Origin of the sequence: Streptomyces sp. NPDC002888, assembly GCF_042888465.1 — a bacterium.
GTDB lineage: Bacteria > Actinomycetota > Actinomycetes > Streptomycetales > Streptomycetaceae > Streptomyces.
This window is the reverse complement of record NZ_JBIAPU010000008.1, coordinates 156,336-176,983: the sequence shown is the minus strand read 5'-3', so window position 1 is coordinate 176,983 and position 20,648 is coordinate 156,336. Positions and strand designations below refer to the sequence as shown.

Annotated in this window: 18 protein-coding genes; 15 read left to right on the top strand and 3 right to left on the bottom strand. The window is 70.7% G+C overall.

Features of this window, described 5'->3' with window-relative positions; all coding sequences use genetic code 11:
• Nucleotides 1-3 precede the first annotated feature (3 nt).
• The 13 genes from ACFYWX_RS15645 (at nucleotide 4) to ACFYWX_RS15585 (ending at nucleotide 14,388) form a co-directional block, all read left to right on the top strand.
• Nucleotides 4-87: a putative leader peptide gene (locus ACFYWX_RS15645; RefSeq protein ID WP_361451897.1), complete on the top strand. Its 84-nt coding sequence runs from the start codon at nucleotides 4-6 to the stop codon at nucleotides 85-87.
• 127 nt (nucleotides 88-214) lie between these two features.
• Nucleotides 215-1,912, top strand: a complete 1,698-nt coding sequence (locus ACFYWX_RS15640) for a nitrite/sulfite reductase (protein WP_389424543.1) — start codon at nucleotides 215-217, stop codon at nucleotides 1,910-1,912.
• A complete protein-coding gene (locus ACFYWX_RS15635; protein ID WP_389424542.1) occupies nucleotides 1,909-2,088 on the top strand; it encodes a hypothetical protein in 180 nt (59 codons plus the stop codon). Before ACFYWX_RS15640 ends, ACFYWX_RS15635 begins: the two co-directional genes overlap by 4 nt.
• Nucleotides 2,085-2,798, top strand: a complete 714-nt coding sequence (locus tag ACFYWX_RS15630; protein WP_389424541.1) for a phosphoadenylyl-sulfate reductase — start codon at nucleotides 2,085-2,087, stop codon at nucleotides 2,796-2,798. The genes ACFYWX_RS15635 and ACFYWX_RS15630 overlap by 4 nt, the downstream gene beginning before the upstream one ends.
• Nucleotides 2,799-2,800: 2 nt before the next feature.
• Nucleotides 2,801-3,382 carry an adenylyl-sulfate kinase gene (cysC, locus tag ACFYWX_RS15625; protein WP_389424540.1) on the top strand — a complete coding sequence of 194 codons (582 nt, stop codon included), beginning with the start codon at nucleotides 2,801-2,803 and terminating at the stop codon, nucleotides 3,380-3,382.
• On the top strand, nucleotides 3,379-4,323 hold the full coding sequence (gene cysD / locus ACFYWX_RS15620; protein ID WP_389424539.1) for a sulfate adenylyltransferase subunit CysD: 945 nt from the start codon (nucleotides 3,379-3,381) through the stop codon (nucleotides 4,321-4,323). The genes cysC and cysD overlap by 4 nt, the downstream gene beginning before the upstream one ends.
• Before the next feature lie 2 nt (nucleotides 4,324-4,325).
• Nucleotides 4,326-5,660, top strand: a complete 1,335-nt coding sequence (locus tag ACFYWX_RS15615) for a sulfate adenylyltransferase subunit 1 (RefSeq protein ID WP_389424538.1) — start codon at nucleotides 4,326-4,328, stop codon at nucleotides 5,658-5,660.
• Between the two features lie 220 nt (nucleotides 5,661-5,880).
• Nucleotides 5,881-6,987, top strand: a complete 1,107-nt coding sequence (locus ACFYWX_RS15610) for an aliphatic sulfonate ABC transporter substrate-binding protein (RefSeq protein ID WP_389424537.1) — start codon at nucleotides 5,881-5,883, stop codon at nucleotides 6,985-6,987.
• A gap of 36 nt (nucleotides 6,988-7,023) precedes the next feature.
• A complete protein-coding gene (locus ACFYWX_RS15605) occupies nucleotides 7,024-7,812 on the top strand; it encodes an ABC transporter ATP-binding protein (RefSeq protein ID WP_389424536.1) in 789 nt (262 codons plus the stop codon).
• Nucleotides 7,799-8,734, top strand: coding sequence for an ABC transporter permease (locus ACFYWX_RS15600; protein WP_389424535.1), 936 nt, complete (start codon nucleotides 7,799-7,801; stop codon nucleotides 8,732-8,734). The genes ACFYWX_RS15605 and ACFYWX_RS15600 overlap by 14 nt, the downstream gene beginning before the upstream one ends.
• Before the next feature lie 6 nt (nucleotides 8,735-8,740).
• Nucleotides 8,741-9,493: a sirohydrochlorin chelatase gene (locus ACFYWX_RS15595; RefSeq protein WP_389424534.1), complete on the top strand. Its 753-nt coding sequence runs from the start codon at nucleotides 8,741-8,743 to the stop codon at nucleotides 9,491-9,493.
• 147 nt (nucleotides 9,494-9,640) lie between these two features.
• Nucleotides 9,641-13,594, top strand: a complete 3,954-nt coding sequence (locus ACFYWX_RS15590; RefSeq protein WP_389424533.1) for a caspase family protein — start codon at nucleotides 9,641-9,643, stop codon at nucleotides 13,592-13,594.
• Complete coding sequence (locus ACFYWX_RS15585; RefSeq protein WP_389424532.1) at nucleotides 13,591-14,388, top strand: serine peptidase; 798 nt, start codon at nucleotides 13,591-13,593, stop codon at nucleotides 14,386-14,388. Before ACFYWX_RS15590 ends, ACFYWX_RS15585 begins: the two co-directional genes overlap by 4 nt.
• On the opposite strand, the gene ACFYWX_RS15580 is transcribed toward ACFYWX_RS15585, so the two are convergent.
• Nucleotides 14,378-15,385, bottom strand: coding sequence for a ketopantoate reductase family protein (locus tag ACFYWX_RS15580; RefSeq protein WP_389424531.1), 1,008 nt, complete (start codon nucleotides 15,383-15,385; stop codon nucleotides 14,378-14,380). The two genes, ACFYWX_RS15585 and ACFYWX_RS15580, sit on opposite strands and share 11 nt — an antisense overlap.
• 38 nt (nucleotides 15,386-15,423) lie before the next feature.
• Between ACFYWX_RS15580 and ACFYWX_RS15575 the strand changes: the two genes are divergently transcribed.
• On the top strand, nucleotides 15,424-16,284 hold the full coding sequence (locus ACFYWX_RS15575) for an aldo/keto reductase (protein ID WP_389424530.1): 861 nt from the start codon (nucleotides 15,424-15,426) through the stop codon (nucleotides 16,282-16,284).
• Here the strand turns inward: ACFYWX_RS15575 and ACFYWX_RS15570 are convergent.
• Nucleotides 16,253-16,807 (bottom strand): DUF1697 domain-containing protein, encoded by a 555-nt coding sequence (locus ACFYWX_RS15570; RefSeq protein WP_389424529.1) that lies wholly within the window; start codon nucleotides 16,805-16,807, stop codon nucleotides 16,253-16,255. The two genes, ACFYWX_RS15575 and ACFYWX_RS15570, sit on opposite strands and share 32 nt — an antisense overlap.
• 236 nt (nucleotides 16,808-17,043) lie before the next feature.
• Here ACFYWX_RS15570 and ACFYWX_RS15565 point away from each other — a divergent pair, with 236 nt between their 5' ends.
• The gene (locus tag ACFYWX_RS15565; RefSeq protein ID WP_389424528.1) at nucleotides 17,044-19,311 is read left to right on the top strand and encodes an MMPL family transporter; all 2,268 of its coding nucleotides are present in this window, start codon (nucleotides 17,044-17,046) and stop codon (nucleotides 19,309-19,311) included.
• Nucleotides 19,312-19,375: 64 nt separating this feature from the next.
• Here the strand turns inward: ACFYWX_RS15565 and mgt are convergent, their stop codons facing one another.
• Nucleotides 19,376-20,578 carry a macrolide-inactivating glycosyltransferase gene (mgt, locus tag ACFYWX_RS15560; RefSeq protein WP_389424527.1) on the bottom strand — a complete coding sequence of 401 codons (1,203 nt, stop codon included), beginning with the start codon at nucleotides 20,576-20,578 and terminating at the stop codon, nucleotides 19,376-19,378.
• Between the last annotated feature and the right edge of the window lie 70 nt (nucleotides 20,579-20,648).

The following is a 20,648-nucleotide window of genomic DNA, read 5'->3' as shown; positions in this document are numbered from 1 at the left end:
GTCATGTCTGGAACTGGAATTGCCTTGGTGAGTCGGCGGCACGTCGACCTCGGCCGCATGTCCAGCGCCATCTGTCGGGCGAGCTGACAGCTCCAGCCCCGCAGACATCCCCTGATCCGGCATCCCGCTGCGCAATGACGCGCACCTATGCCCGCACGCGCCCGCACGCGCAGGTCAGAGCCGCTTTCCGCCTGTCCCGAAGGACGTAACAACCATGGCCGCCACCCCGCAGAACCCTGCCGCCTCCGCGCCCCGCCGCAAGGTGAGCCGTCACCGCGGTGAGGGTCAGTGGGCCGCAGGCCACTTCACCCCGCTCAACGGCAACGAGCAGTTCAAGAAGGACGACGACAGTCTCAACGTACGGACACGTATTGAGACGATCTACTCCAAGCGGGGCTTCGACTCGATCGACCCCACCGACCTGCGCGGCCGGATGCGCTGGTGGGGCCTGTACACCCAGCGCAAGCCCGGGATCGACGGCGGCAAGACCGCGATCCTGGAGCCGGAGGAGCTGGACGACAGGTACTTCATGCTGCGCGTCCGCGTCGACGGCGGCCGTCTCACCACGCAGCAGCTGCGCGTGATCGGTGAGATCTCGCAGGAGTTCGCCCGCGGCAGCGCCGACATCACCGACCGGCAGAACATCCAGCTGCACTGGATCCGCATCGAGGACGTGCCGGAGATCTGGCAGCGCCTGGAGGCCGTCGGCCTGTCCACCACCGAGGCCTGCGGCGACTGCCCGCGCGTCGTCATCGGCTCGCCGGTCGCCGGTATCGCCGAGGACGAGATCATCGACGGCTCCTGGGCGATCGAGGAGATCCACGACCGCTACATCGGCAGCAAGGAATTCTCCAACCTGCCCCGCAAGTTCAAGACGGCCATCTCCGGCTCCCCGCTGCTGGACGTCGTGCACGAGATCAACGACGTGGCGTTCGTCGGCGTCGAGCACCCCGAGCACGGCCCCGGCTTCGACCTGTGGGTCGGCGGCGGCCTGTCCACCAACCCGAAGCTCGGCGTCCGGCTCGGCGCCTGGGTGCCGCTGGACGAGGTGCCCGAGGTGTGGGCCGGTGTGGTCGGCATCTTCCGCGACTGGGGCTACCGGCGCCTGCGCACCCGCGCCCGCCTGAAGTTCCTCGTCGCCGACTGGGGTGCGGAGAAGTTCCGTCAGGTCCTCGAGGACGACTACCTCAAGCGCAAGCTGGTCGACGGTCCCGCGCCCACCGATCCCGTGGGCCGCTGGCGCGACCACATCGGTGTGCACCGGCAGCAGGACGGCCGCTTCTACGTCGGTTTCGCCCCGCGCGTCGGCCGCGTCGACGGCGCCACGCTCACGAAGATCGCCGAGGTCGCGGAGGCCCACGGCTCGGGCCGGGTCCGTACGACCGTCGAGCAGAAGATGATCGTCCTCGACGTCGAGGAGGCGCAGGTCGAGCCCCTCGTCGAGGCCCTGGAGGCGCTGGACCTCACGGCCAAGCCCTCCCCCTTCCGGCGCGGCACCATGGCCTGCACCGGCATCGAGTACTGCAAGCTCGCCATCGTCGAGACGAAGGCGCGCGGCGCCTCGCTGATCGACGAACTGGAGCGCCGCATCCCGGACTTCGACGAGCCGATCACCATCAACCTCAACGGCTGCCCGAACGCCTGCGCCCGTATCCAGGTGGCGGACATCGGTCTCAAGGGCCAGCTCATGCTCGACGACCGGGGTGAGCAGGTCGAGGGCTACCAGGTGCACCTGGGCGGCGCCCTCGGCCTGGAGGCCGGGTTCGGCCGCAAGGTCCGCGGTCTGAAGGTGACCGCGGAGGAGCTGCCGGACTACGTCGAGCGTGTCCTGAAGCGGTTCCAGGCGGAGCGCGAGGACGGCGAGCGGTTCGCGACCTGGGCCACCCGGGCCTCCGAGGAGGCGCTGTCGTGAGCGAGCGGGCCGCCCCCTTCTACTGCCCCTACTGCGGCGACGAGGACCTGCGTCCGAGTGAGCAGAGCCACGGCGCCTGGGAATGCGCGGCGTGCAACCGCGCATTCCAGCTGAAGTTCCTCGGGCTGCTGGCCCGGGGTGTTCAGCGAGCCGAGACCGGAGGGGATCGAATATGACCACGGCTTCTCAGGAAGAGCGCACCGCCGAGGAGTTGAAGGCGCTGGCCGAGCAGGCCGGCCGCGACCTAGAGGACGCCTCCGCGCTGGAGATCCTCCAGTGGGCGGTGGACACCTTCGGCACGCGTTTCTGCGTGACCTCCTCGATGGAGGACGCGGTGGTGGCGCATCTGGCGTCCCGTGTCCTCAAGGGCGTGGACGTCGTCTTCCTCGACACCGGCTACCACTTCCCCGAGACCATCGGCACCCGGGACGCGGTCGAGGCCGTGATGGACGTCAACGTCATCACCCTCACCCCGCGCCAGACGGTCGCCGAGCAGGACGCGGAGTACGGGCCGAAGCTGCACGACCGCGACCCCGACCTGTGCTGCAAGCTGCGCAAGGTGCAGCCGCTCGAAGAAGGGCTCAAGGGGTACCGGGCCTGGGCGACCGGTCTGCGCCGCGACGAGTCCCCGACCCGGGCGAACACCCCGGTCGTCGGCTGGGACGAGAAGCGGGGCAAGGTCAAGGTCTCGCCGATCGCCCGCTGGACCCAGGACGACGTGGACGCCTACGTCGCCGAGCACGGGGTGCTGACGAACCCGCTGCTGATGGACGGCTACGCGTCCGTCGGCTGCGCCCCCTGCACCCGCCGCGTCCTGGAGGGCGAGGACGCGCGGGCCGGCCGCTGGGCCGGACGCTCCAAGACCGAGTGCGGACTGCACGGCTGACCATGACCGTTCCGTCCCCGAAGCCTTCTACGAACCAGGAGTCACACGTGACGACCGGAGCCACCGTCTGGCTCACGGGTCTGCCGAGTGCCGGCAAGACCACCATCGCGTACGAGCTGGCCGGCCGGCTGCGCGAGGAGGGCCACCTCGTCGAGGTGCTCGACGGCGACGAGATCCGCGAGTTCATCTCGGCGGGCCTCGGCTTCACCCGCGAGGACCGGCACACCAACGTGCAGCGCATCGGCTTCGTCGCCGAGCTCCTGGCCCGTAACGGCGTCAAGGTGCTCGTCCCGGTCATCGCGCCGTACACCGACAGCCGGGACGCCGTGCGCAAGCGGCACCAGACCGGCGGGACGCCGTACCTCGAGGTGCATGTGGCGACCCCGGTCGAGGTGTGCTCCGTGCGCGATGTGAAGGGCCTGTACGCCAAGCAGGCCTCGGGCGAGCTGAAGGGGCTCACCGGGGTCGACGACCCGTACGAGGAGCCCGAGTCACCCGATCTGCGGATCGAGTCCCAGAACCAGACGGTGCAGGAGTCCGCGGCGTCGGTGTACGCCCTGCTCAGCGAAAGGGGACTGGCATGACGACCGTCGCGAAGGTCAACGAGGGCGACGAGGGCACGGACAGCTCGTACGCCCTCAGCCACCTGGACGCGCTCGAGTCCGAGGCGGTGCACATCTTCCGCGAGGTGGCGGGCGAGTTCGAGAACCCGGTGATCCTGTTCTCCGGCGGCAAGGACTCCATCGTCATGCTGCACCTGGCGCTGAAGGCGTTCGCGCCGGCGTCGGTTCCCTTCTCGCTGCTGCACGTGGACACCGGGCACAACTTCCCGGAGGTCATCGAGTACCGGGACCGTACGGTCGCCCGGCACGGGCTGCGGCTGCACGTCGCGTCGGTGCAGGACTACATCGACCGGGGTGTGCTGCGCGAACGTCCCGACGGGGTCCGCAACCCGCTCCAGACGCTCCCGCTGACGGAGAGGATCCAGTCGGAGAAGTTCGACGCGGTCTTCGGCGGTGGGCGCCGTGACGAGGAGAAGGCCCGGGCCAAGGAGCGGGTGTTCTCGCTGCGCGACGAGTTCTCGCAGTGGGACCCGCGCCGGCAGCGGCCCGAGCTGTGGAACCTGTACAACGGGCGGCACGCGCCCGGCGAGCACGTGCGGGTCTTCCCGCTCAGCAACTGGACCGAGCTGGACGTCTGGCAGTACATCGCCCGTGAGGGCATCGAGCTGCCGGGGATCTACTTCGCGCACGAGCGGGAGGTGTTCCAGCGGGCCGGGATGTGGCTGACCGCCGGTGAGTGGGGCGGGGCCCGCGACAACGAGACCGTCGTCAAGCGCCTCGTGCGCTACCGGACCGTCGGTGACATGTCCTGCACGGGTGCCGTCGACTCCGACGCCCTGACCCTGGAGCAGGTCATCACCGAGATCGCCGCCTCCCGGCTCACCGAGCGCGGCGCCACCCGCGCCGACGACAAGCTCTCCGAGGCCGCGATGGAAGACCGCAAGCGCGAGGGGTACTTCTAAGCATGAGCACGATCACGACCGAGGCGCTCTCGGCCACCACCCTGCTGCGGTTCGCCACCGCGGGCTCCGTCGACGACGGCAAGTCCACGCTCGTCGGCCGGCTGCTGCACGACTCCAAGTCGATCCTCACGGACCAGTTGGAGGCCGTGGAGCGTGCCTCGGCGAGCCGTGGCGCCGAGGGCCCGGACCTCGCGCTGCTCACGGACGGTCTGCGCGCCGAGCGCGAGCAGGGCATCACCATCGACGTGGCCTACCGCTACTTCGCCACCCCGCGCCGCCGGTTCATCCTCGCGGACACGCCGGGCCACGTTCAGTACACGCGGAACATGGTCACGGGCGCGTCGACCGCCGAGCTGACGGTGATCCTCGTCGACGCCCGCAACGGCGTCGTCGAGCAGACCCGCCGGCACGCCGCCATCGCCGCGCTGCTGCGCGTCCCGCACGTCGTCCTCGCCGTCAACAAGATGGACCTCGTCGAGTACAAGGAGTCCGTGTTCGCCGCGATCGCCGAGGAGTTCACGGCGTACGCGACCGAGCTGGGCGTCCCGGAGGTGACCGCGATCCCGATCTCGGCGCTCGCCGGTGACAACGTCGTGGACGCGTCAGGGAACATGGACTGGTACGGCGGTCCGACGGTGCTCGAGCACCTGGAGACGGTCCCGGTCGCCCACGACCTGGCGCACTGCCACGCCCGCCTGCCCGTGCAGTACGTGATCCGCCCGCAGACCGCGGAGCACCCGGACTACCGGGGCTACGCGGGCCAGATCGCCGCCGGCTCGTTCCGGGTGGGCGAGCCGGTCACGGTGCTGCCCTCCGGTCGTGCGACGCGGATCTCGGGCATCGACCTGCTCGGCGAGCCGGTCGACGTCGCCTGGACCACGCAGTCGGTGACCGTGCTCCTCGAGGACGACATCGACGTCTCGCGCGGCGACCTGATCGTGCCCAGCAAGGACGCGCCGGCGACCACGCAGGACGTCGAGGCCACCGTGTGCCACGTCGCCGACGCCCCGCTGACCGTCGGCCACCGCGTGCTGCTCAAGCACGGCACCCGCACGGTCAAGGCCATCGTCAAGGACATCCCGTCCCGTCTCACGCTCGACGACCTGTCCCTGCACCCGCACCCGGGACAGCTCGTCGCCAACGACATCGGCCGGGTGAAGATCCGTACCGCCGAGCCGCTGCCGGTCGACTCCTACTCCGACTCGCGCCGCACCGGCTCGTTCATCCTGATCGACCCGTCCGACGGCACCACGCTCACGGCGGGCATGGTCGGAGAGTCGTTCGCCTCCCCGGAGCCGGTCAAGGACGAGGCCGACGACGACGGGTGGGACTTCTGAGCATGAACACCACCGACTACTACTCGACCTTCGCGAAGGAGGGCGGCCGCGTCGGCAGCGGCGCCCTCGGCAGCGGGCAGGGCGGGGTCGCGCGATGTGTGCGGTGACGTACGCGCACTGCCTGCGCGCCCTCACCCCCCACCGCAAGCGAAGACCTGCCGACCTCCCGGCCACGACCTGAGAGACCGTGACCGCCGGGCCAACGAGAGGAACACCTCCCGTGCCTGCCACAACCGCATTCCGCCGCGGCCTCGCGGTGATCGCCGCGCTTCCCCTGCTGACCCTCGCCGCCTGCGGCTACGGCTCCGAGGCCGACGACGACTCGTCCGCGCAGAAGGTCGCCGCCGGGGCGAAGAAGATCGACGGTCTCGACTCCGTCAAGATCGGCTACTTCGGCAACCTGACCCACGGGACCGCGCTCGTCGGCCGGAACAAGGGGAACTTCCAGAAGGCGCTCGGCGCCACGGAGGCCAAGTACCAGGTCTTCAACGCGGGTCCGTCCGAGATCGAGGCCCTGAACTCCGGGGCCATCGACATCGGCTGGATCGGCCCGTCCCCCGCGATCAACGGCTACACCAAGTCCGCCGGCAACAACCTGCGCATCATCGGCGGATCGGCGTCCGGCGGTGTGAAGCTCGTCGTCAACCCGAAGAAGATCAAGTCCCTGAAGGACGTCAAGGGCAAGAAGATCGCGACGCCGCAGCTCGGCAACACGCAGGACGTGGCGTTCCTCAACTGGATCGCCGAGCAGGGCTGGAAGGTCGACGCGGAGAGCGGCAAGGGCGACGTGTCGGTCGTCCGCACCGACAACAAGGTCACCCCCGACGCCTACAAGTCCGGTTCCATCGACGGCGCCTGGGTTCCGGAGCCGACCGCGTCCAAGCTGGTCGCCGAGGGCGCGAAGGTGCTGCTCGACGAGGGCGACCTGTGGCCGGACAAGAAGTTCGTGATCACGAACATCATCGTGCGCCAGGCCTTCCTCAAGGAGCACCCGAAGGCCGTCGAGGCCGTGCTGAAGGCGTCCGTCGACACCAACAAGTGGATCAACGCCAACCCGGACGCGGCGAAGACCGCGGCGAACGCGCAGCTCAAGACGGACTCCGGCAAGGCCCTGCCCGCCGAGGTCCTGGACCCGGCGTGGAAGTCCATCCAGTTCACCGACGACCCGCTGGCCGCCACCCTCAACACCGAGGCGGAGCACGCGGTCAAGGCCGGTCTGCTGGAGAACCCGAAGCTGGACGGCATCTATGACCTCACGCCGCTGAACAAGGTCCTCAAGGCCGAGGGCGCGAGCACTGTCGACGACGCCGGTCTCGGCGCCAAGTAAGCCCCGAATCCCGAGAGTTCCCAGGAGGTGACGACCATGGCAACCGCCCTCGCCAAGGCCGCCGAAGGCTCACAGACGGTGGAGCACGCCGCCCGTATCGAGCACGTATCGAAGTCGTTCGCCGGGCCCACCGGGCAGCAGCTCGTCCTCGACGACATCACCCTTGATGTCGCACCGGGCGAGTTCGTCACCCTCCTGGGTGCCTCGGGCTGCGGCAAGTCCACCCTGCTGAACCTGGTGGCGGGCCTCGACCGGCCCACCGCCGGCAGCATCACGACCGACGGGCGCCCCGCTCTGATGTTCCAGGAGCACGCCCTGTTCCCGTGGCTGACCGCGGGCAAGAACATCGAACTCGCCCTGAAGCTGGGCGGAGTCGCGAAGAGCGAGCGGCGCGGCCGGACCGAGGAGCTGCTCGAACTGGTCCGGCTGAAGGGCGCCTACGGCAAGCGGGTGCACGAGCTGTCCGGTGGTATGCGCCAGCGCGTGGCGCTGGCCCGTGCGCTCGCTCAGGACAGCCGCCTGCTGCTGATGGACGAGCCGTTCGCGGCGCTGGACGCGATCACCCGGGACGTGCTGCACGACGAGCTCACCCGGATCTGGGCAGAGACCGGAGTGTCCGTCCTGTTCGTGACGCACAACGTGCGCGAGGCGGTACGGCTGGCACAGCGCGTCGTTCTGCTGTCGTCGCGGCCGGGGCGGGTGGCGCGCGAATGGACCGTGGACATCCCGCAGCCGCGCCGCATCGAGGACGCGCCCGTGGCCGAACTGTCCCTGGAGATCACCGAAGTACTGCGTGGGGAGATCCGCCGTCATGGCCAGCACTGAGACCACCGGCACGGCGGCGGACGCCGCCGTCAAGGACAGCGCCGAAGACAGCGCCAAGGGCAACAACGGACTCGGCGGTCTGGAGGCCGGCCTCGACGCCCTGGAGACCTCGGCGACAAGCCGTACCCCCTTCCGGCAGACGTTCACCCAGAAGATCCTGCCGCCGATCGTCGCCGTCGTCGTGGTTCTGGTGGTCTGGCAGCTGCTGGTCTCGCTGAAGATCGTCGACGATCCGACGAAACTGCCCTCGCCCTCCGACGTCGGGGGCGAGTTCAAGGACGCCTGGCTGGAGGGCAAGCTCCTCGGGTACATCTGGACCAGCGTCTCGCGCGGTCTGCTGGGCTTCCTGCTGGCGCTCGCCATCGGCACCCCGCTGGGGCTGCTGGTGGCCCGGGTGAAGTTCGTGCGCGCGGCGATCGGTCCGATCCTGTCCGGTCTGCAGTCGCTGCCGTCGGTGGCGTGGGTGCCGCCGGCCGTGATCTGGCTGGGCCTGAACAACTCGATGATGTACGCGGTGATCCTGCTCGGCGCCGTGCCGTCCATCGCCAACGGCCTCGTCTCCGGCATCGACCAGGTGCCGCCGCTGTTCCTGCGGGCGGGCCGCACGATGGGCGCGACCGGCCTCAAGGGCGCCAGGCACATCGTCATGCCGGCGGCGCTGCCCGGCTACCTGGCGGGTCTGAAGCAGGGCTGGGCGTTCTCCTGGCGCTCGCTGATGGCCGCGGAGATCATCGCCTCCTCGCCCGACCTGGGCATCGGTCTGGGCGCGCTGCTGGAGAACGGCCGCAACGCCAGCTCCATGGCGATGGTGTTCGAGGCCATCCTCCTGATCCTGTTCGTCGGTATCGCGATCGACCTGCTGATCTTCAGCCCGCTGGAGCGCTGGGTGCTGCGCAACCGCGGCCTGCTGGTGAAAAGCTGACGTCCCGTGTTCCACAAGCCGGTTCTCCTCGTCATCGCCCACGGCAGCCGTGACCCACGGCACGCCGCGACCGTGCACGCCCTCGTGCGGCGCGTACGGTCGCTGCGGCCGGGGCTGCGCGTGGAGACCGGCTTCCTGGACTTCAACATCCCGTCCGTGCAGGGAGTGCTGGAGTCCCTGGCGGCACAGGGCGTGCGTGACGTCGTGGCGCTCCCCCTGCTGCTGACCCGCGCCTTCCATGCGAAGGCCGACATCCCGGCGGTCCTGCGGGACGCGCCGCCGCAGCTGCGGATCCGGCAGGCCGAGGTGCTGGGCCCGTCCCCGCTGCTCCTGGCCGCCCTCGAACGACGTCTGTACGAGGCGGGGTTGACCCCCGCCGACAAGCCCTCGACCGGGGTCGTGCTGGCCTCGGCGGGGTCCACCGACCCGGAGGCGATCGCAGTGATCGCAGATATCGCGCGGGAGTGGCGGCACACCGGTTGGTGCGCCGTGCGACCTGCGTTCGCCTCCGCTGGTTCTCCCGCGGGGTTCCCCCGCACCGAGGACGCCGTGCGCGAACTCCGCGCCCTGGGCTGCGAGAAGGTCGCCGTCGCCCCGTACGTCCTCGCCCCCGGCTTCCTGCCGGACCGCATCGCGCGGGGGGCAGCCGAGGCGGACGCCCTGAGCGAGGTGCTGGGCGCGGCCTGGGAGGTGGCCGAGGTGCTGCTGGAGCGAGCGGACTCGGCGGCGGCAGCGGGAGCACTCTCCCGGACGGCCTGACGGTGCCGACCGGAGGCCGGACGGCCTGACGGTGCCGACCGGAGGTCGGGGGGCTGATCGGTCACCTGGTCCGGTAGCGTCAGTGGGTCACACCGAGGACGGCAACGTGCCTCGGCGCCGTGCCAACTGATCTGCCCAGGAGACCCGTTGGAAGAGTCGACCGAGCGCCGGCGCGCTCCCGGCGTGGCCGTGCTGTCGATCGGGGTGGGGAGCTTCGACGAGGGCTCGGACGTGGAGGATCTCGGTTTTGTCCCGGCCCGCCTGGACGAGATGACCAGGGCGTTCGTGAGGCTGGGAGCCGAGGTCGAGCGCTCGCTGGACCCGACCGAGCGCGAGATCGAGGCGCTGCTGCGCGAGCGGCTCGTCGACGAACCGGGTTCCCTCGACGTGCTCGTCGTCCATCTGATCGGACACGGCAAGGTCGACCGGGGGCACCGGCTCTCCTTCGTCGCCCGCGACAACCGCGAGGTCGACGTGGACCACTGGATCTCGCGGGCGCAGCGGGAGGTCGAACGCGGCGGGCACGGTCGCCGCGTCGTCTTCCTGGTGGACACCTGCTCGGCCGGCGCGGCGACGGGACGCCAGCCGTTCACCGAACTCGACGTCGACCGGGGCGTGTGGGCCCTGGGAGCGTGCGTCAGTGACTCGCCCACGGAACAGGGGAAGTTCAGCAGCTGGGTCGCGGCGGCCCTGCACCGCCTGGCGGACCGGGACTTCAACCTGGACGAGGAGGCGATCACGTTCAGCCGCTTCGTACGGGAACTCATCAGGGTCAGCCGCAGCGATCCGGCCGACCGCCGTGTGTCACTCGGCTTCAGCGTCGAACAGGGCGACGCGGACTGGCCGTTCCTGCCGAATCCACGGACGGTCACGCTCACCTCCGAGGAGATCCAGCTGCGGCGGCGTTCGCTGGGACATGTGCCGGGCGAGGGCGACCTCGCGGTGCAGCCCGGCTCGGCCCACCATGTCGACGACGCCCGCTACTTCGCCGACCGCGCGTCGGGGCGGGGCCTCGTCCCCACCGACACCGGGGTCGGCTTCTTCTCGGGGCGTGCCGCGGAGTTGGGGCGGTACGTGGAGTGGGTGTCGGGTGCCGGGCGTCTGCTGACGGTCACCGGGGCGGCGGGGGCGGGCAAGTCCGGGCTCCTGGGGGTGATCGTCTGCTCGGCGGATCCGGGATTGCGGCGCCGGTTCCGGGAGCTGTGGGAGTCGGCCGGGATCGAGCTGCCCGAGGTGCCCGGGATCATCGCCGTGCATGCCCGGCAGCGGTCGGCGCAGCAGGTGATCGACGCGATCGCCGGGCTGGCAGGGGTGGCAGGACCGTCGGCGGGCGTCGACGGCCGCACCGGTGGCTCGCCACCGCGTTCCTGGGGCACCACCGAACTGCGCGCGGCACTCGAGCGCGAGCAGAGACAGCGCCTCGTCGTCCTCGACGCGGTGGACGAGAGCACCGAGCCCCAGGCGGTGCTGCGGGTGGTCGCCGACCTGCTCGCGCCGCCACGCGAGACCGACGGATCCGTCCCGCCGCCGTGCAGGATCCTCCTCGGCGGCCGCCGGGAAGTGGTCACCGCGCTGTCCGCCCTGGAGCACGTCGCCGACATCGAGGCCGCCCACATCGACCTGGACACCGCGGAGCGCCGCACGGTCGAGCAGGACGTACGCCACTACGTCCAGCGCATGCTGACCACGCGCGAGCCCTACGCCACCGGCCCGCCCGCCGAGTTCGTCGACCTCCTGGCGAAGCGAGGTGCCCAGCGCATCGCGCGCGATCCACGTCCGAACGGCCCCTGGGGTCCGTTCCTCCTCGCCGGCCTGTACGTCCACTACCTGCTGACCCTGAAGCACCCGCCCCAGGACGAGGCGGGCGCCGACGCCTACGCGAAGTCGGCGTCGGCGGACCTGCCCGCGCTGCTGGAGTCGATCCTCAAGACCCGGCGGCACGACTTCCCGGCCCTCCGTGCGGTGCTGGCGGTGCTGGCCCGGTCGCGCGGCGAGGGCATGCCGCGCACGGTGCTGCGGCGCTGCCTGAAGGCCCTGGACGCCGACGGCATCGACGACGAGCAGTTCCGGGACACCCTGTGGGAGGCCTCGCCGTTCCTTCGCTACGGCGCCGACCCGCAGAGCGGGGAGACCCTGTACCGGCTCTTCCACCAGGGCCTGGCCGACTATCTGCGTGAGCATCCGGTCAGTGAGGATCCGTTGGACGGGGCGGAGAGCCTGGACGTCGAACGCAGGCTGCTGTCGGAGCTCGTCGGCCCGTTCACCTCGGACTCGGACGAGGATCCCTGGGAGGCCGCCGAGGACGAGCCCTACGTACTGCGTCACGCCCTGGGGCACGCCGCGCGGGCCGACTCGGTGCCGCACGCCGAGTCCCTGCTCACCGATCCGTACTTCCTCATCCGCTTCGACCTGCGGGAGGACCATCGCGCGATGGACCTGGTCCGGTCCGAGCGAGCCCGGGAGTGTCTGCGTCTTCTCACCGCCTCCTGGACGACACACGCCCGGCTGCGCAGCGCGTCGGACCGGGCATCCGTGTTCTCCTTCGACGCCGACCGTCTGAGCCTGCGCGAGTTGCGCGAGAGCTTCGGCCGCATCGCCCGGCAGGTGGCGGTCCGGCCGGAGGAGGCCACGTACAGCCTGCTCTGGTCGGAGGGCGGTCAGGTGGCCGCGGGCAGTCGCTTCATCGAGAGTACGAGCGGCTCCCAGGTCATGGACCTCTCGTTCTCGCCGGACGGCACCCTGCTGGCCGCCGCCACCGTCAGGGGGGTCCAGCTGGTCGAGACGGAGACCTGGCGGTCGGTCGCCCCTCCCTTCGGACGCGTCTGGGACGGGATCACCACGGTGGCCTTCTCCCCGGACGGTCGTCTGCTCGCGTTCGGAAGGGAAACCTTCACGCGAAGCGTCCAACTGTGGGACGTCCACCACCGCGTGCTCTGCGGACCGCCCTGGCCCGGCAGGACCGGCACCCCCACGGCGATGGCCTTCTCCCCCGACAGCCGGTGGCTCGCGGTGGGAAGCAGGGAACACGGTGTCTCCGTCTGGGACGTCACCGGGGACCGTCCGGTGGAGCGGGCGCGGCGCGAACCCGGCGAGCACGTGCGGGACATCGAGAAGGTCTCCGACGTGGCGTTCAGCCCCGACGGTCGCCTCCTGGCCGTGTGCGGCACGGCCGGGGTGACGCTGTGGGAACCGGAGCACGACCGGTGGACGTCGCTGAGCGAGAACAGCGTCGTGGCCGTCGAATTCTCCCCCGACGGCCTCCTCCTCGCGGTGACCGGCCTTGACGGCGTCGCCCTCCACTCCGTGGAGAAGCTCACGACCGTGAGGAACGTCGATCTGGAGTACGCCAACGGCAGGACCCTTGCCTTCACACCGGACGGGTCCCTTCTGATCGTCGGTTCGCTGGGGTCCCTGACCATCGTCGACGTGTCCTCGGCGACCGTGGTCAACCGGCTCCCGGTCAGTGGGCGACGGCTCACGGCCGTCGGCGTGCACCCCACATCGCCGGTTCTCGTGAGCGGTGACGGCGATGGGCAACTGCGTCTGTGGAAGGACTTCACACAGAAGGCGGAGACCCCCTCCCTGGCCCAGTTCGGCGCGGGACGGGTCGTGGGGTCGCCGACGGGTCGGTTCATCGCGGTGCACGACGGCGAGAACAGGCTGCTGACACTCCGGGATCCGGCCACCGGCGAGAAAGTCGCCGACCATCCTCTGACGGCCGCGGCGTCCGGGCTCTTCTTCTCCCCGGACGGCCGCATGCTGGCGGCGGTCGCGCACGGACGCCTGGATGTCTTCCGGACCGGCTCCGGTCCGCTCTCGAAGGCCGGGACCGTCCGCTGCGACGGCTACCGCACAGCCGAGCCCTCGCTGGTCTTCTCCCCCGACAGCAGACTCATCGGGATGGCCCTGGAGGAACGCAGCAACACCTACGTCCTCATGGTCTGGGAGGCCGAGACCCTACGGCTCTGCGCGAGGATTCCGCTGGCCGGATCCCCACGCTCCTTCGGATTCGCGGGCCCCGACCGGATCCACGCCGTCGTGAACGGCGCCATCGGCACCTACGGCCTCACCCTCCCGGACCCGGAGGCACCCTCCGCATGACCCGCATCCTCGGCGTCCACGGCGTCCGCAACTACAAGGCAACCGACTCCGCCCCCGCCCTCGGCGCCAAACGCCTCACCGCCGACTGGCTCACCGCCCTGGGCAGCACGATCCCCGCCCTCGACCTGGAGACCGCCTACTACGCCGACCTTCTGCGCAGCGAACGCCAGAGCGAGGAACTCGCCGAGGCCGAACTCACGCTGATCGAGCAGTGGGCCCTGTCCCACGGCGTCACCCCCTCCGGAGTCCAGGGCCGGGCCACCGGCTGGCTCCGCTGGATCTGCGGGGAGGTCGCGCGGCGGACCGGGCAGCGGCCCGCTCTCGTCGAGAGGACGGTGAGGTTGTTCTTCCCGGAGGTGACCCGCTACTTCGCCGGTCGGCGTGCGGTCGTACGCGACCGGGTCCGCACCGCCCTCCTCCGCCACCGCCCCGACGTCGTCGTGGCGCACTCCCTCGGCAGCGTCGTCGCCTACGAGGCGCTGCACGACCTGGCCGGCGCACTCGACGTGCGGCTGTTCCTCACCCTCGGGTCACCGCTAGCCCTGCCGCACGCGGTCTTCCACCGACTCGACCCCGCGCCCCGGGAGGGCCTGGGCAGCGGGCCGCCGGGAGTGCGGCGCTGGGTGAACGTCGCCGACGTCGGGGACTTCGTCGCCGTACCGAAGGGTGAACTCGCCCGGGTCTTCCCGGACGTGGAGGAACTGCCGGAGATCAGCATCGCGCCCCTGTGGCCGCACAGCGTGCTCGACTACCTCAAGCACCCCACCGTCACCGGCGCCCTCCTCACCCACTGACCCGCTCGGCCAGGCTCACCAGTTCCGACAGGGGCATCGAGCCGGCCGCGCGCCGCTCCCGCGCGAAGGTGTTGGCGAGGTGCTGGAGCAGCTCGTTCAGCGGGGTCGGAACACCGTGGGTGCGGCCCAGGAAGGCGATCTCGCCGTTGAGGTAGTCGGCCTCGATCGTGCCGGTGCCGCGGGTGAGGGACTGCCAGGAGGAGCCCCCGCCGCGGGGGGTGCCGGGCAGGGGTACGAGGGTGATCTTGTCGCCGCGGACCGCTTGCTGCTCCTCGACGCTCGTGTACGGGATGTCCGCCGCATCCAGCACCGCCTCGCCCTCGGCGCGGACCCTGGCGTAGAAGGACGTGGCCTCGTCGCTGTCGACGGGGCCGGCGACGGCCTCCAGGGCGTTGCCGAGGTTGCCCAGGAGCTTGGCGTACTGCCAGCGGGCCACGTCCGGTACGACCGGGGCCTCGAACTTGGACTTCTCGAGGTCGGCGGCGATCAGCCGGGCGGTCTCGTCGGTGCCGTGCGGGTGGCGGCCGAGGTGGAGGACGCCGGTGAGGGGGGTGCCGGCGGCGGAGACGACGCCGGGTTCGACGTAGGTCGCGGGCAGCCAGACGCAGACGCCGTACACGTGCCGGAAGCGGCGCAGGGCGAGCCGCTGGCTCTCCACGCCGTTCTGGGCGCAGACGAGCGGCAGTCGCTCGGCCGCGCTGCCCCCGCCCTCGACCGGGACCGGGGCCCATGTCTGGAGGGCGGCCTCGCTGTCCTGCGTCTTGACGGCCAGGACCAGGACGTCGTCGGCGCGCAGCTCGCCCAGCGCGCCGGGGCCGTCGACCGTCGGCAGCCGGTACGTCAGCTCGCCCTCCGGCACCCTGAGCCGCAGTCCGCCCTCGCGCAGCGCCGTGTGGTGCGCGCCGCGCGCGACCAGGACGACCTCGTGTCCGGCACCCGCCAGCCGGCCGCCGATCGTGCCGCCTACCGCTCCTGCCCCGATGATGATGTAACGCATGGGACGAGCTTCGCACAGGCGTGTGTACGCTCCGTCAGATGATCGAGGAAACCTTCACGTTCGGCGGGGACTTGACCGTCCGTCGCCTTGGTTACGGGACCGCACAGCTCACCGGGCCCGGTTACTGGGGCCCGCGCGGCGACGCCCGGGACGCGGTGGCGGTGCTGCGGCGGGCGGTCGAGCGGGGGGTGACGTTGATCGACACCGCGGACAACTACGGGCCGTCGGTCGCCGAGGAGCTGGTCGCCGAGGCCCTGCACCCCTACCCGGCGGGGCTGTTGATCGCCACCAAGGGCGGGGTCGTACGCACGAGCGACCGCGCCTGGCACGTCGACGGGCGGCCGGAGCGGCTGCGGGCGATGTGCGAGGCGAGTCTGCGCAGGCTGCGGTTGGAGACCATCGACCTGTATCAGCTCCACAGGCTCGATCCCGGGGTGCCGATGGCCGAACAGCTGGGGGTGCTCGATGAGTTGCGCGACGAGGGCAAGATCCGGCACCTCGGCCTCGACACCGTCACCGTCGAACAGCTCGAAGCCGCACTGGAGTCGACGGACGTCGCGGCCGTCCAGAACCGCTACAACCTCCTCGACCGCGCCTCCGAGTCCCTGCTGGCGCTGTGCGAGGCGCGCGGGATCGCGTTCCTGCCGTGGTTCCCGCTGGGCAACGGGACGTTGACGGCGGACCCGGCGTGCGCGTCGGTCGCCGCCGCGCACGGGGTCACTCCGGGCCAGGTCGCCCTGGCCTGGCTGCTGCACCGCTCGCCCGTGCTCTGTCCGACCCCGGGCACCGGGTCGCTCGTCCACCTGGAGGAGAACCTCGACGCGGCCGCCGTACGACTGTCGGAGTCCGACCTGGAGGCTCTCGCGGTCAGGGCTGCTCCGTCAGCTCCACCAGCTTGACGACCGTGTTCCAGTTGCGGCTCGTGGCGATCAGGCCCTTGTTGATGCGGGGCTTGGACAGGTGCTCGGCGAGCTTGGAGCGGCCCAGGCCGTCGGGGGCGTACAGATACAGCGCGCGGTCGCCCAGGCGGAACTCCTCGGGGAGGTAGGCGGCCCGGTCGATCTCCGCGAAGCGCTCCTCGTCGACGGCCGCGGAGAAGTACGTGACGTGGAGCTGCTTGGCCTCCAGCTCGGCGGCCGGGAACGGGCAGGCGTCGGCGATCGCCCGCAGGTAGGCGTGGTCGCGCACGATCACGTCGGCCGAGAAGCCGAAGCGCTTCTCGACCGCCCCGGTGAGCTCGGCGGCGAGGGACTCCTCGTCGCCGTGGGCGGAGGTGAACACGGCCTGGCCGCTCTGGAGGTAGGTGCGGACGGACTCGTGGCCGAGGCCCTCCATGAGGGTGCGCAGCTCGGCCATCGGGACCTTCTTGCTGCCGCCCACGTTGATTCCGCGCAGCAGCGCCGCATACGTCTTCGTCGTCATCCGCACACCATAGGGCGGCCCTCGCGCCCCGCCCCTGATCACGACCCCTGAATCCGTCATATAGATGTAAGGGGCCACGGTCCTCCCCAGTGGGGAGGAGACGGGGTCCGTCGGGAGGACCCGCGCCCGTCGCACTTCACCGGTCAGCACGAGGAGATGGCTTTATCCGACCCATACCTTCGAACTGAAAGGTGGCGGCAGGGGGCTGTCACCGTGCACAAGGGGGCAGGCCCGTCATGGGGAACACAGATACGCGGGTGCGGGGGATCGCCGCCCGGGCCGGCGGCTGGAGCGCCCGGCACCGATGGGCGGCCGTCGGTATCTGGGTACTGTTCGTCGTCCTGGCCATGGGGATCGGCTCGGCGGCGGGCACGGTCAAGGTCAAGGAGAGCGATCAGCTCGGGGGCGAGACCCATACGGCCGCCCGGATCATCGAGGACGCCGGCATCGACGAGCCGGCCAGTGAGACCGTCCTCATCCAGGCGAAGGACGGCTCGATCAAGGCCCCGGACGCGGAGTTCAAGGACGCCGTCGCCGCCGTGGTCGAGGCCGTCGAGGGGACCGGCAAGGTCACCGACGTGACCTCGCCGTACGACGCGAACACGATCTCGAAGGACGGCCGCAGCGCGCTCGTGCAGTTCGACATGCGCGGCGACTCCGACACCGCGGGCGAGCGGGTCGAGCCCGTGCTCAAGGCCGTCGAAGGCGTCCAGAAGGACCACTCCTCGCTGCGGATCGAGGAGATCGGTGGCGCCAGCATGATGAAGACGTTCGACGACGCGTTCGGCGACGACTTCCAGAAGGCCGAGTACTCCGCGGTGCCGGTGGCCCTGGGCATTCTGCTGATCGCGTTCGGCGCGCTGGTGGCGGCGCTGCTGCCGGTGGCGCTCGCGATCACCGCGATCATGGCGACGATGGGTCTGATGGGCATCGCCAGCCACTTCCAGCCGATGGACGACACCGCCAGCTCCGTGATGCTGCTGGTCGGTCTGGCCGTGGGCGTCGACTACTGCCTGTTCTACCTGCGCCGTGAGCGCGAGGAGCGGGCGGCCGGCCGGGATGCGCAGACCGCGCTGCGGATCGCCGCGGCGACCAGCGGCCGTGCCGTGATCGTCTCCGGGGTCACCGTGTGCGTCGCGATGGCGGGCATGCTGTTCACCGGGCTCACCACGTTCGAGGCCATGGGCCTGGCCTCCCTGATGGTGGTGGCGGTCGCCATGGTCGGCTCGGTGACCGTGCTTCCCGCGCTGCTGTCGCTGCTCGGCGAGCGGGTGGAGAAGGGGCGGATTCCGTTCCTGCACCCCGACAAGCGCCGCAAGAACGGAAACGGCCGAGCCACCGGCGAGGGCAGCCGGTTCTGGAGCGCCGTCCTGAAGGTCGTGCTCGCCAAGCCCGCCGTCTCACTGGTCGTCGCGGCCGGCGCGCTGCTCGCCATCGCGGCGCCCGCGCTCGGCATGAAGACCCAGCAGCTCACCCTGGACCAGGAGTTCGGCGACTCGCTGCCCATCGTCCAGACGTACAACCGGCTCAACGAGGCGTTCCCGGGCGGCTCCGAGCCCGCCGAGGTCGTCGTCAAGGCGAAGGACATCAACGCTCCCGAAGTGAAGTCCGCACTCGCCGACTTCCGGGAACAGGCAATCAGTTCGGGTGCCTCGCGCGGCCCGGTCGAGATCAAGCTGCACGACGCGCAGAACCTCGCCTACGTGTACGTTCCGCTGGTCGGCGGCTCCGACCTGGACAAGGCGGGCGCGAGCCTGGACAAGCTGCGCGACGAGGTGCGGCCGGCCACGCTCGGCAAGGTCGACGGCGTCGAGGCGCCGATCACGGGACAGGTCGCCGGCTCGAAGGACTTCAACGACCAGCTGGCCGGAGCCGTCGCCCCGGTCTTCGCGTTCGTCGTGGTCTTCGCCTTCCTGCTGATGCTGCTGTCGTTCCGCTCGCTGACGGTGGCGATCACCTCGATCGTGCTGAACCTGCTGTCGGTGGGCGCCGCGTACGGCATCCTCGTCGCCGTCTTCCAGCACGGCTGGGGCGCGTCGCTGGTGGGCGCGGAGGGCGTGGGCGCCATCGTCACCTGGCTGCCGCTGTTCCTCTTCGTGATCCTGTTCGGCCTGTCGATGGACTACCACGTGTTCGTGGTCTCGCGGATCCGTGAGGCGAGGATGCGGGGCCGTACCACGAACGAGGCGATCAAGCACGGTGTGGTCACCACGGCCGGTGTCGTCACCAGCGCCGCTGTCATCATGGTCGCCGTCTTCGCGATCTTCGGGACGCTGTCCATGCAGTCCATGAAGCAGATGGGTGTGGGCCTGGCGGCCGCGGTCCTGATCGACGCGACGGTCATCCGGGGTGTGCTGCTCCCGGCGGTGATGGCGCTGCTCGGCGAGCGCAACTGGTACCTGCCGAAGTGGCTGCACCGGCTGCCCGACTTCACGCACGACGAGTCGCCCGAGGCCGTGGCGCTGCCGGCCCGGGACGACGAGGGCGAGCCGCTGAGGGTCTGATCCCTCGCCTTGGACAGAGGGCCCGTCGGTCTCCCGTTGGGGAGGGAGACCGACGGGCCCTCGCTCATGCCTGGCGGGCGCGCAGTTCGGCCTCGACGAGGTCGGCCGCCCGGCGCGTGCCGCCCTCCTCGGCCATCCGGGCCTGGACGTCCTTCGCGCGGCGGGCGACCTCCGGATCGTCTACGAGGGCCAGGGCGGCCGCGCGCAGGGTCTCTGCGGTGGCCTCCTCGGTCGGAACGTGGCGGGCGACGCCGAGCGCCTGGAGCATGTCGGCGTTGCCGAACTGGTCGACGGCCTGCGGTACGGCGATCATCGGGGTGGCGGTGGCCAGCCCCTCCTGGCTGCCACCGGCCCCGGCGTGCGTGACGAACAGATCGGCCTGCTTGAGGACCGCCAACTGCGGCACCCAGGACCGCACTTCGACATTCGCCGGTACGTCGCCCAGCTCTGCGGGGTCCACGTGCCTGCCGACCTGGAGCACCAGGTGCCAGCCGGGCAGGTCGCGGAAGGCCTCGACACACTCCCGGTAGAAGCCGGGCTGGTTGGTGAAGGTCGAGCCGAGCGACACGAGCACGACCTTCTCGGCACCGGCGGGGCGCTCCCAGTCGCCCTCGGCGGTGCGGTCGCCCTGGCAGGCGCCGACGAAGGTGTAGACGCTCTCGTCGACGCGGTCGGCGTTCGGCTGCAGCGCCTTCGGGACGAGGACCAGGGAGCGGGTGGGGCGGCCCCCGAAGTCGTCGGGGTGGAGGGTGAGCCCGTTCTCCTCCAGCCACGCCTGGAAGCGGGCGTAGTAGGCCTGCCACCGCTCGGTCTTCTTCGGCTCCGCCCACATCGGCTCGGCGATCTCCTTCTCGTAGCCCTCCCAGGCGACGAGGTTGGGCGAGAGGGAGATCGCGGGCACGCCCCAGCGGTGGGCGAGGACGCGGGCCGGGTAAGCGGTGATGTCGTGCAGGACGAGGTCGGGTTCGTCACCCTCGTAGGCCTCGATCAGCTGGGGCAGCGCCTGGATGGCGTCGTTCAGGAAGGGCTCGACGTTGTCGAGGAGTGTGGTTCCCCAGGCCGACGGGTCGTCGTCGGGCCCCGGCAGCGTGGAATGCCAGGGCTTCACCTCGGCGCCGGTGGCCGCGACCTTGTCCGCGAACAGGGGCGGGATCGCGTAGGTGACCCGGTGCCCGCGTGCGACGAGTTCGCGGATCACCTCCAGGCTGGGGTTCACGTGGCCGTGGGCGGCGATGGAGAACATGGCGATGTGCGCGGGGGTGGTCATGACCGGACCCTAGGCGAGACGATACGTCTCGTGCAACTCGATTGTCGCCGCACGCGAACTCCACCCCATG

What these genes read in the sequence shown, in the direction of transcription:
- cysC (WP_389424540.1), top strand. Translation starts at nt 2,801, where the DNA reads ATGACCGTTCCGTCCCCGAAGCCTTCTACGAACCAGGAGTCACACGTG.
- ACFYWX_RS15575 (WP_389424530.1), top strand. Translation starts at nt 15,424, where the DNA reads ATGATCGAGGAAACCTTCACGTTCGGCGGGGACTTGACCGTCCGTCGC.
- ACFYWX_RS15645 (WP_361451897.1), top strand. Translation starts at nt 4, where the DNA reads ATGTCTGGAACTGGAATTGCCTTGGTGAGTCGGCGGCACGTCGACCTC.
- mgt (WP_389424527.1), bottom strand. Translation starts at nt 20,578, where the DNA reads ATGACCACCCCCGCGCACATCGCCATGTTCTCCATCGCCGCCCACGGC.
- ACFYWX_RS15570 (WP_389424529.1), bottom strand. Translation starts at nt 16,807, where the DNA reads ATGACGACGAAGACGTATGCGGCGCTGCTGCGCGGAATCAACGTGGGC.
- ACFYWX_RS15580 (WP_389424531.1), bottom strand. Translation starts at nt 15,385, where the DNA reads ATGCGTTACATCATCATCGGGGCAGGAGCGGTAGGCGGCACGATCGGC.
- ACFYWX_RS15565 (WP_389424528.1), top strand. Translation starts at nt 17,044, where the DNA reads ATGGGGAACACAGATACGCGGGTGCGGGGGATCGCCGCCCGGGCCGGC.
- ACFYWX_RS15630 (WP_389424541.1), top strand. Translation starts at nt 2,085, where the DNA reads ATGACCACGGCTTCTCAGGAAGAGCGCACCGCCGAGGAGTTGAAGGCG.
- ACFYWX_RS15600 (WP_389424535.1), top strand. Translation starts at nt 7,799, where the DNA reads ATGGCCAGCACTGAGACCACCGGCACGGCGGCGGACGCCGCCGTCAAG.
- ACFYWX_RS15615 (WP_389424538.1), top strand. Translation starts at nt 4,326, where the DNA reads ATGAGCACGATCACGACCGAGGCGCTCTCGGCCACCACCCTGCTGCGG.
- ACFYWX_RS15640 (WP_389424543.1), top strand. Translation starts at nt 215, where the DNA reads ATGGCCGCCACCCCGCAGAACCCTGCCGCCTCCGCGCCCCGCCGCAAG.
- ACFYWX_RS15605 (WP_389424536.1), top strand. Translation starts at nt 7,024, where the DNA reads ATGGCAACCGCCCTCGCCAAGGCCGCCGAAGGCTCACAGACGGTGGAG.
- cysD (WP_389424539.1), top strand. Translation starts at nt 3,379, where the DNA reads ATGACGACCGTCGCGAAGGTCAACGAGGGCGACGAGGGCACGGACAGC.
- ACFYWX_RS15585 (WP_389424532.1), top strand. Translation starts at nt 13,591, where the DNA reads ATGACCCGCATCCTCGGCGTCCACGGCGTCCGCAACTACAAGGCAACC.